Source organism: Aminobacter sp. P4_H6_2, assembly GCF_056400805.1.
The window spans coordinates 19,314-29,041 of sequence record NZ_JBFUKO010000013.1; the positions used below are offsets into that span (position 1 = coordinate 19,314).

General features: G+C 63.9%; 5 protein-coding genes. 1 reads left to right on the forward strand and 4 read right to left on the reverse strand.

What is annotated here, in order from left to right; all coding sequences use genetic code 11:
• Positions 1-46: 46 nt before the first annotated feature.
• Entirely contained in the window at positions 47-4,840 is a 4,794-nt protein-coding gene (locus AC1DUU_RS02390) for an NAD-glutamate dehydrogenase (RefSeq protein WP_476781812.1), read from the reverse strand.
• Between the two features lie 460 nt (positions 4,841-5,300).
• Here AC1DUU_RS02390 and AC1DUU_RS02395 point away from each other — a divergent pair, with 460 nt between their 5' ends.
• Complete coding sequence (locus AC1DUU_RS02395) at positions 5,301-5,615, forward strand: YciI family protein (protein WP_476781813.1); 315 nt, start codon at positions 5,301-5,303, stop codon at positions 5,613-5,615.
• 78 nt (positions 5,616-5,693) lie between these two features.
• Here AC1DUU_RS02395 and typA read toward each other — a convergent pair whose 3' ends face one another.
• From typA to AC1DUU_RS02410, 3 genes are all read right to left on the reverse strand, one after another.
• Complete coding sequence (typA, locus tag AC1DUU_RS02400; protein ID WP_476781814.1) at positions 5,694-7,514, reverse strand: translational GTPase TypA; 1,821 nt, start codon at positions 7,512-7,514, stop codon at positions 5,694-5,696.
• Positions 7,515-7,645: 131 nt separating this feature from the next.
• Complete coding sequence (locus AC1DUU_RS02405; RefSeq protein WP_476781815.1) at positions 7,646-8,605, reverse strand: small ribosomal subunit Rsm22 family protein; 960 nt, start codon at positions 8,603-8,605, stop codon at positions 7,646-7,648.
• A 146-nt stretch (positions 8,606-8,751) separates the two neighbouring features.
• Positions 8,752-9,728, reverse strand: a 977-nt coding sequence (locus AC1DUU_RS02410) for a M3 family metallopeptidase (RefSeq protein WP_476781816.1), incomplete at its 5' end; no start/stop codon positions are given.

A 9,728-nucleotide genomic window follows, 5' to 3' on the forward strand; every position in this document is an offset into this window, starting at 1 on the left:
GGAAAATGCCTGCCGCCGCAACGGCGGCAGGCCAGATCGAAAACCGTTATCGGCCCGACAGATCGCTCATCAACCCGGCGGCAACCGTCAGACGCGACACGGAGATGTCGCCACCTTCTGTCAATGCCTGCAGCCTTTCGCGGGTGCGGTTGATGCGTTCACCACCCGCTTCGAGCCAGGCCGCGACAGGATCGGCAGCGCTGCCGTAACCGGTAAGGGCTGCAACCGCGATGCCGCGACGTGCCGCGCCGATCGTGTCCGATGCCCGCGACAGCGCCAAACCCTCATAGTAGTCGGAGCTCGAAATCGCGTTGGCGGCGTCTTCGATGCGCGGAATCCGGAACGCCTCGCTGACCCCGAAGAACGCCTTCGCGGCGGCAACGATGTCGGCCTTGGCCGTCTTGGCCACCAGCGCGATGTCGGGCACCAGTTCGCCGACTTCGAGCAGCGACAGCCGCTCGGCCAGCTTCTCCGGCGCGCCGGCGGCTGTGAAGCCCGCCTTGCGCTTCTGGATGCGGTCCTGGGTGAAGGCGGGCAGCATGCCTGCGAACTTGTGTTCGAGGGCCGCGCGCGCCTCATGCAGCTCGGCTATGCGGCTCGCCAGTGGGGCATCGCCGTGGTCGTTCCTCAGATACCAGCCGCTGACGGCAAAGAGCAGCCGGCTCACCGCCTGGTAAAGGTCGAGCTGCGTCATGCCGTCGACGATATTGTCGAGCGCATCGATCTCGGCATAGAGCGCGGGAAGCGCAAAGCCGTCACGAACCACGGCAAAGACGCGCGCCACATCCGCCGCCGAGCGGCCGCTTGCTTCCTGCAAGCGGTTGACGAAGGACGGACCGCCGCGATTGACCAGATCGTTGACCAGAACGCGCGTGATAATCTCACGACGCAGCCGGTGACCGTTGATTTCGGCCTCGTACTTCTTCGACATGCGGTCGGGGAAGTAGCCCATCAGGTCGCGGGTGAACTGCGCGTCGTCAGGCAGGTCGCTGGCGACGATATCGGAGAACAGCACGATCTTGGCATAGGCCAAGAGCACGCCGAGCTCAGGCCGGGTCAGCGGCTCGCCGCGCGTCTGGCGCTCGGCGAGTGCTGCCGCACTTGGCAGGTTCTCGACCGCACGGTCGAGCAGGCCCCGCGCCTCGAGCGCGCTCATGAAGCGTCCCTGATGCGCGATGTCCTGGAGGCCGCGCCGTGCGGCAAGAGACAGCGCCAGCGTCTGCTCATAGTTGTTGGCAAGCACCAGGCCCGCCACTTCCTCCGTCATCTCGGCCAGCAACTTGTTGCGCGCCGGGCGCTGAAGCCCGCCGCTGCGCATGGCCGAAGCCAGCGCGATCTTGATGTTGACCTCGACGTCGGACGAGTTGACGCCGCCCGAATTGTCGATGGCATCCGAGTTGCAGCGCCCGCCCCTGAGCCCGAACTCGATGCGTGCCCGCTGGGTGGTGCCCAGATTGGCGCCTTCGCCGATCACCTTGGCGCGTACTTCGCTGGCGGTGGCGCGGATCGCGTCATTGGCGCGGTCGCCCACCTCCTGGTTGGTTTCGGTGCTGGCGCGCACATAAGTGCCGATGCCGCCGAACCATAGCAGGTCGACTGGCGCGCGAAGGATTGCGCTCATGATCTCGGTCGGCGAAGCGGTTGTCTTGTCGAGCCCGATCGCGGCTGCCGCCGCAGCCGGCAGCGTCACCGATTTCTGCGCGCGCGAGACGATCACGCCATCCGTCGAGAGCTTCGACTTGTCGTAATCCTGCCAGCTCGAACGCGGCAGGTCGAACATGCGCTTGCGCTCGGCAAACGACGCCGCCATGTCGGGTTCCGGATCGATGAAGATGTCGCGGTGGTCGAACGCGGCGATCAGGCGTGTCTGCTGCGATAGCAACATGCCGTTGCCGAAAACGTCGCCCGACATGTCGCCGACGCCAAYGACCGTGAAGGGCGTTGTCTGGATGTCGCGGTTCATCTCGCGGAAATGCCGCTTCACCGCTTCCCAGGCACCGCGCGCGGTGATGCCCATCTTCTTGTGGTCATAACCGGCCGAACCGCCCGAGGCGAAGGCGTCGTCAAGCCAGAAGCCATGCGCCTCGCTGATGCCGTTGGCGGTGTCGGAGAAGGTCGCCGTGCCCTTGTCGGCGGCGACGACGAAATAGGGGTCGTCGACATCGCGCCGCACCACGCCTTTCGGCGGCACGACCTTGTCGCCGTCGAGATTGTCGGTGATCGACAGCATCGAGGAAATGAAATTGACGTAAGCCGCCTTGCCCGCCTCGAAGGTGGCGTCACGGCTGCCGCCTACAGGCAGGCGCTTGGGGAAGAAGCCGCCCTTGGCGCCAACGGGCACGATCACGGCGTTCTTGACCTGCTGCGCCTTGACCAGCCCCAGCACCTCGGTGCGGTAGTCCTGCGCCCGGTCCGACCAGCGCAAGCCGCCACGGGCGACAGGGCCGAAGCGCAGATGCACGCCCTCTACCTCCGAGCCATAGACGAAGATCTCGCGCCATGGCCGTGGCTCGGGCAGCCCGTCGACGCTACGCGAATCGAGCTTGATCGCCAGCGACTGGCCCCGTTCCTTCTTGCCTGCGACAAAGTGATTGGTGCGGAGCGACGCCTCGATCAGGTTGACGTAGCGCCTGATGATCGTGTCGTCGTCGATGTTCGGAACCGCTTCCAGCGCATCCTTGATCTTGGCCTTGAGGTGTTTGGCGGTGACCAGCCCCTCGTTCTCCTGCGCCGGGTCGAGCCTGGCCAGGAACAGCCCATGCAGCCCGCGCGCGATATCGGGATAGCGGTTGAGTGCCGCGGCGATGAAGTCCTGGCTCTGGGGGATGCCGGCCTGCTGCAAATAGCGGCCATAGGCGCGCAGGATCACGATCTGGTTGGAGCCGAGCCCCGCCGTCTGGGCCAGCGCGTTGTAGCCGTCATTGTCGGCATCGCCGTTCCACACCGACAGGAACACCTCCTCGAACAGCGCCCCGCCGTCGGCGAGGTCGATGGGCTGGCCGTAGGCGTTCTCCAGCTCCATGTCGTGGATGAATATCTGGTCTTCGCCCTTCTCGCCGAGTTCGAAGGTGCGTTCGCTGATGACGCGGAACCCCATGTTCTCGAGCAGCGGCACGCGCCGCGACAGCGCCACCGGCGCGCCATGGTGATAGATCTTCAGCGAAGCCTGTTCCGGCTTCTGCCCGGTGTCACGATAGCAGTCGATGACGATCGGATTGGAAGGGCTGATCGTGGAAATCCGCTCGGCATCCAGCAGCGCCGCCGCCGGCGAGAAGCTGTTTTGATAGTCCTGCGGGAAATGCATGGCCACGCTGACCAGTGCCGCCGGCGAGCCTGCTTCGGCCGAGGCCTCGCGCAATCCATCTTCCCAGGTCGTCACGATGTCGCGGATGGCCGCTTCGATCGCCGCCTGCTCGACCTTCGGCGTCTTGCCGCCGGAGCGCCCGATGATGAAATGCACTCGTGCCAGCCCGCCTTCCGGGAAGGCAGGGTAATAGGCCGACAGCCGGCCCTCGAAGGCGTTCTTGAGATAGGCGCCGATCTTTTCGCGCACCACCGAATCGTAGCGGTCGCGAGGAACAAAGGTGAGCACCGAGACGAAGCGGTCGAACTGGTCGACGCGCACCAGCGCCCGCACCCTGGGCCGCTCGATCAGGCCGAGGATCGCCTCGGCATGCTTGCGCAGCGTCGGCACGGCGATCTGGAACAGTTCGTCACGCGGGTAGGATTCGAGCACGTTGGTGAGTGCCTTGCCCGAATGGTCGGCGGGATCGAAGCCCGACTTCTGGATCACCGTCTCGGCCTTGGACCGAAGATAGGGGATCTTCATCACCGAGCGCGTGTAGGCGGTCGAGGTGAACAGGCCAACGATGCGCAATTCGCCCGAAAGCTGGCCCTGGGCGTCGTAGGTCTTGACGCCGATGTAGTCGAGATAGGCGCGGCGATGCACCGCCGACTTGGCATTGGCCTTGGTCACGATCAGCGGGTCCGGCCCATGCAGGAAGGCACGGATTTCAGGCGTCGTCGACGTCGCATCGACGGTGTCGCGGCGCAATACCAGCACATCGGGATCGGCAAGGATTCCAAGTCCCGGCTTGTCGGCGCGCTCCAGCATGCCGCTCTTTTCGCCGCCCGAATATTGGAACTCGCGCATGCCAAGGAAGGTGAAATTGTCGTCGCGCAGCCATTCGAGGAAGGCGATCGCCTCGGTCACCAGATTCTTGTCGAGCGGGATAGGCGCATAGCGGAATTCCGAGATCGCCTGATCGAGCCTGGCCAGCATGCGCTTCCAGTCGGTCACCGACGACCGCACCTGGTCGAGCAGCTTCTTCAGCCGTTCGCGCAGCGCCTCGGCAGCCTCCTTGCCCTGCGGCGGAATATGGACGTGGATGACGCTGACCTTGGCGGCGGCGTCCTCGCCCTTGTGCGAGCCGCCGTCGCTCAGGATCTCGTCGACGCCGTTGCGGCCATGGCGCACCATGATGACGGGATGGGTGACCAGAACCGGCTCGCCGGCGGCCTCGGTGATCTCGCCGAGCACCGAATCGAACAGGAACGGCATGTTGTCATTGACGACGGTGACGACAGTCACCGGCCGGCCGTGGCGAAGGATGCCGGCATCGGTGTCGATGTCGATGACCGAGGAGCCCTTGCGGTGCTTGAGCACGGCCTGTTCGGCCAGCTCCGCCGCGCGTTCCAGCATGCCTGGCTCGTAATCGGCCACATCTTCGGCCGGAGCCCGGGCCAGCAGCAATTCAAGGAGCTGGGGAGGTCTATCAGAGGATTTGGAGGCGGATGCAGTCTTGGCGGATTTCGCCGTCGACTTCATTGATTCGGACATGACGCTAGTTTCTCCCGTCCCGTCACATGCTTTTGCGACTATCGTAGCAGATGGCCCGCCTTTAGCGACAAAGGTTTGACGGAAGATTGGCAAAAACGCCTAGGCAATAGGCAGAAAATGCCTGCGAATTAAGCTGACGCAGCGTCCCCAAGGGGCGTCGATTCTGAAGCATGATTAAAAAATCGCCCTTACCTCGCGGCAGTCGCTGTGGATGCGCCCGCCTTGGTCATCGCACTCACCCGAATCGCGGTTCGTATCGCCCGCTTGCCCCGCAAACTTGCGCTCCTGTGCTGCGGCAAACACCAGGGGTGCCTCGAACGAAACAGCCACCGCTCATCATCAACTTTCCGCGACAGGCGCCGACACGGGTTGCCCGTGTCAGGCTATCGGCGAATGAATAGCCCGCGCGTTGGCACGATGCCGGGTGGCCGGCAGGTCGGCACGCAATGGAGGAGACGTCATGGCCAAGTTTCTCTTCGTCTATCACGGCGGTGCGATGCCGCAGTCGGAAGAAGAAGGCGCCAAGGTGATGAAGGCCTGGATGGACTGGTTCGCTTCGCTCGGCGCGGCCGTTGTCGATGGTGGAGCTCCGGTCGGCAAGTCGCAGACAGTCGGCGCCAACGGCGCGGTCACCAATGACGGCGGCGCCAATCCGACCAGCGGCTACACAGTCGTCGACGCGAAAGACCCAGCCGATGCCGCGCGGATCGCCAAAGGATGCCCGATCCTGGTGGCCGGCGGTTCCGTCGAGGTAGCACCGATCATCGATATGTAAGCAATAAAGGGCCCATGGCCGTAAACAAAAAGGGCGCCTCCATCGGAGACGCCCTTTTTTTGTTTCAAGCCGCGTGACTTACGCGGTCTTCGAGGACTTCTCGAAGCGCTTGCGCTCGTTCGGGTCGAGATAGAGCTTGCGCAGGCGGATGGTCTTCGGCGTCACTTCGACCAGTTCGTCGTCCTGGATCCAGGCCAGGGCGCGTTCCAGCGTCATGCGGATCGGCGGCGTCAGGCGCACTGCTTCATCCTTGCCGGCGGCGCGGATGTTGGTCAGCTTCTTGCCCTTCAGCACGTTGACCTCAAGGTCGTTGTCACGGCTGTGGATGCCGATGATCATGCCCTGATAAACCTTGACGCCCGCGTCGATGACCATCGGGCCGCGATCTTCGAGGTTCCACATGGCGAAAGCCACCGACTCGCCCTGATCGTTGGAGATCAAGACACCGTTGGTGCGGCCCGGCAGCTCGCCCTTGTAGGGCTGGTAGGAATGGAACAGACGGTTCATCACCGCTGTGCCGCGCGTGTCGGTCAGAAGCTCGGACTGGTAGCCGATCAGGCCACGCGTCGGCGCATGGAAGACCAGGCGCTGGCGGTTGCCGCCCGAAGGACGCAGCTCGACCATCTCGGCCTTGCGCTCCGACATCTTCTGCACGACGACACCGGCATGTTCCTCGTCGACGTCGATGACGACTTCTTCGACGGGCTCCAGCAATTCGCCGTTCTCGTCTTTCTGCATGACCACGCGCGGACGCGACACGGCGAGCTCGAAGCCCTCGCGGCGCATCGTCTCGATCAGAACCGCAAGCTGAAGCTCGCCACGGCCGGAAACGAAGAACGAATCCTTGTCGGCCGATTCCTCGATCTTGAGCGCAACGTTGCCTTCAGCTTCCTTGAGCAGGCGGTCGCGGATGACACGGCTGGTCACCTTGTCGCCCTCGGTGCCGGCCAGCGGCGAATCGTTGACGATGAAGGACATGGTGACGGTCGGCGGATCGATCGGCTGCGCATGCAGCGGCTCGGTCACGGCCGGATCGCAGAACGTGTCTGCGACGGTGCCCTTCGACAGGCCGGCGATGGCAACGATGTCGCCCGCCTGCGCTTCTTCGATCGGCTGGCGCTCGAGGCCACGGAAAGCCAGGATCTTGGAGACGCGGCCGGTTTCGAGCAGCGTGCCGTCATGGTGCAGCACCTTGACCGGCTGGTTCGACTTCAGCGTGCCGGATTCGATGCGGCCGGTGATGATGCGGCCGAGGAACGGGTTGGCCTCGAGAATGGTGCCGATCATGCGGAACGGGCCGGGGTGAACGGTCGGTGCCGGAACATGCTTGAGCACGAGGTCGAACAGCGGCGTGAGGCCCTGATCCTTCGGGCCTTCCGGATTCTCGGAGACCCAGCCGTCGCGGCCCGAACCATAGAGGATCGGGAAGTCGAGCTGCTCGTCGGTAGCGTCGAGCGCAGCGAACAGGTCGAACACCTCGTTGATGACTTCCTGGTGGCGGGCGTCGGGACGGTCGATCTTGTTGATCACCACGATCGGACGCAGGCCGACCTTGAGCGCCTTGCCGACCACGAACTTGGTCTGCGGCATCGGGCCCTCGGCGGCGTCGACCAGAACGATGGCGCTGTCGACCATCGACAGGATGCGCTCGACCTCACCACCGAAATCGGCGTGGCCAGGGGTGTCGACGATGTTGATGCGGGTATCCTTCCAGTCGACCGAAGTCGCCTTTGCCAGGATGGTAATGCCGCGTTCTTTTTCGATGTCGTTCGAGTCCATCGCGCGTTCGGCGACGCGCTGGTTCTCGCGGAACGAGCCGGATTGTTTGAGGAGCGCATCGACGAGSGTGGTCTTGCCATGGTCGACGTGCGCGATGATCGCGATATTGCGGAGGTTCATATGTCTTCTCGGGAGCGTTGCGGGCACTGCCTGTCGACGCGCCGCGTTTCGTGTGGGCGGCTCATACAGGTTTTTTCGCAAATGCGAAAGGGGGGCGGCCAAATCGACTGATTTTCTGCCAGCGGGCAAGACTACAAAATGTCGCCCCAGTCGACACGGCGCGCCGTCTTGAACCGCTCGCCATCGCGCTTGGTTAGCATCTTTTCGTCAATCGAGCCATTTTCCTGGCATAGCTTCAGCTGGATCTTTCCCGATCCGCCGCGCGCCGGCGCCAGAACGCGGGCGCCAAATGTTTCGGCTCGCGTCCGCGATGCCGCAAGGAAGATGTACTTTTCGTCTTCCCATGGCACGTCGCCACGCTTGGTCAGCCGATGCAGGCGCGAGCGCGCCACGCGCCGCGAAAAATGGCACCAGTCAGGTTCGACGATCGGACAGGCCTCACTGTGCGGACAAGGTGCGGCCAGATGCGCGCCCAGTTCGATGAGCCGTGACCGCACCGCCATCATCCGCCACCAGCCGGCCGGCGTGCCTGGCTCGACCACCACCAGCAAGCCGTTCGTTGCCGCCCACAGCCGCTCGACAAGCGCCAGCCCTTCGGCCGGCGACAATTCGTCGAGCACATAGGCAAGTGTCACCAGATCGGCTTTATCGGCTTCGAAGCTCTTGGAGGCATCGGCCGCGCGCCATTCGACATGTTCGACGCCCGAATGCGCAGACAGTTCCACGCCCACCTTGCGGATCGACTGGCTCGCTTCGAGCATCAGCGCCGAGGTGATCGTCGGCCAGCAATCGGAGGCGGCCCAAAGTGCCGTGCCTGGACCAGCGCCGACATCGAGCAGGCTCTTCGGCTCGAAATCCGGCAGCAGCTCAGCGGCACTTTCGAGGCTGGCCCGCAGCGCCGCGAATGTCGCCGGCAGGCGTGTCGCCAGATAGGCGCGCGCGAACATCTCGTCGGACAGGTGGAGCCTGCCGTCCCGCGTCTCAGCCCGATAGCGGGAAGACAAAGTGTCGGCCGCGCGCTGCAGCTCCGCAAGCGGCACGCCTTCCAGCGCACGGTCGACCGCCGCTCTCAATGTTGCTGGTAGTTCCATCTGCTATCCGAACTAGGCTCTTTCGAGATTCAGGTCAGGCCGCGCTGAAATGGTGGGTTCCGAGAACCGGAGCGGAGCGTACATTCAGGTGCGTGAGCACCGGAAGCGCAGGAAACCACCATTTGCAAGCCGGCCTCACCTGAATCTTACACGAGGCCGCGCTTCTCCATCATCGCTTCGGGCGACGGCATCTTGCCGCGGAAGGCCTTGTAGAGTTCTTCCGGATCGGCCGAGCCGCCCGCCGAATAGATGTGCTTGCGCAGCTTCTCGGCCATGGCGGGGTTGAACGCATCGCCCGTCTCCTCGAAGGCGGCGAAAGCGTCGGCGTCGAGCACTTCCGACCACATGTAGGAGTAATAACCGGCCGAGTAACCCTCGCCCGAGAACACGTGCAGGAAATGCGGAGTGCGGTGTCGCATGACGATCGCGTCAGGCATGCCAAGCTTTTCCAGCGTCTCGGCTTCGAAGGCCGCCGGTTCGGCTGGCGCGTCTGGACGGGCATGATAGGCCATATCGACAAGCGCCGACGAGGTGAACTCGACCGTGGCGAAGCCCGCGCCAAAGGTCTTGGCCGCCAGCATCTTGTCGAGCAATTCCTTGGGCATAGCCTTGCCGGTCTTGTAGTGCAGCGCGTGCTTTTCCAGCACCGCCGGCACCGTCAGCCAATGCTCGTAGAGCTGCGACGGCAACTCGACGAAGTCGCGGCTCACCGACGTGCCCGCCACCGAAGGCCAGGTGACGTCGGTCAGCATGCCGTGCAGCGCGTGGCCGAATTCGTGGAACAGCGTCTTGGCCTCGTCGAGCGACAGCAGCGCCGGCTCGCCCTCCGCAGGCTTGGCGAAGTTCATGATGTTGTAGATGATGGGCGTCGAACCCTTGCCGAGCTTGTAGCCGGACTGGAGCGCGCTCATCCAGGCGCCGGAGCGCTTCGACTGACGCGCGAAATAGTCGGCGAGGAAAAGCCCGCGCTTGCTGCCGTCGGCGTTGAACACTTCGAACACCCTGGCGTCTGGGTGCCAGGCGGTGATGCCGGTCTTTTCCTTGAAGCTTATGCCGAACAGACGCGTCGCCACATCGAAGCACGCGTCGATGATCTTTTCGAGCTGGAGATACGGCTTCAGCT

Bases quoted from the DNA above. Each gene is read 5' to 3' on its own strand.
- AC1DUU_RS02395 (WP_476781813.1), top strand. From the start codon at position 5,301: ATGGCCAAGTTTCTCTTCGTCTATCACGGCGGTGCGATGCCGCAGTCG.
- AC1DUU_RS02405 (WP_476781815.1), bottom strand. From the start codon at position 8,605: ATGGAACTACCAGCAACATTGAGAGCGGCGGTCGACCGTGCGCTGGAA.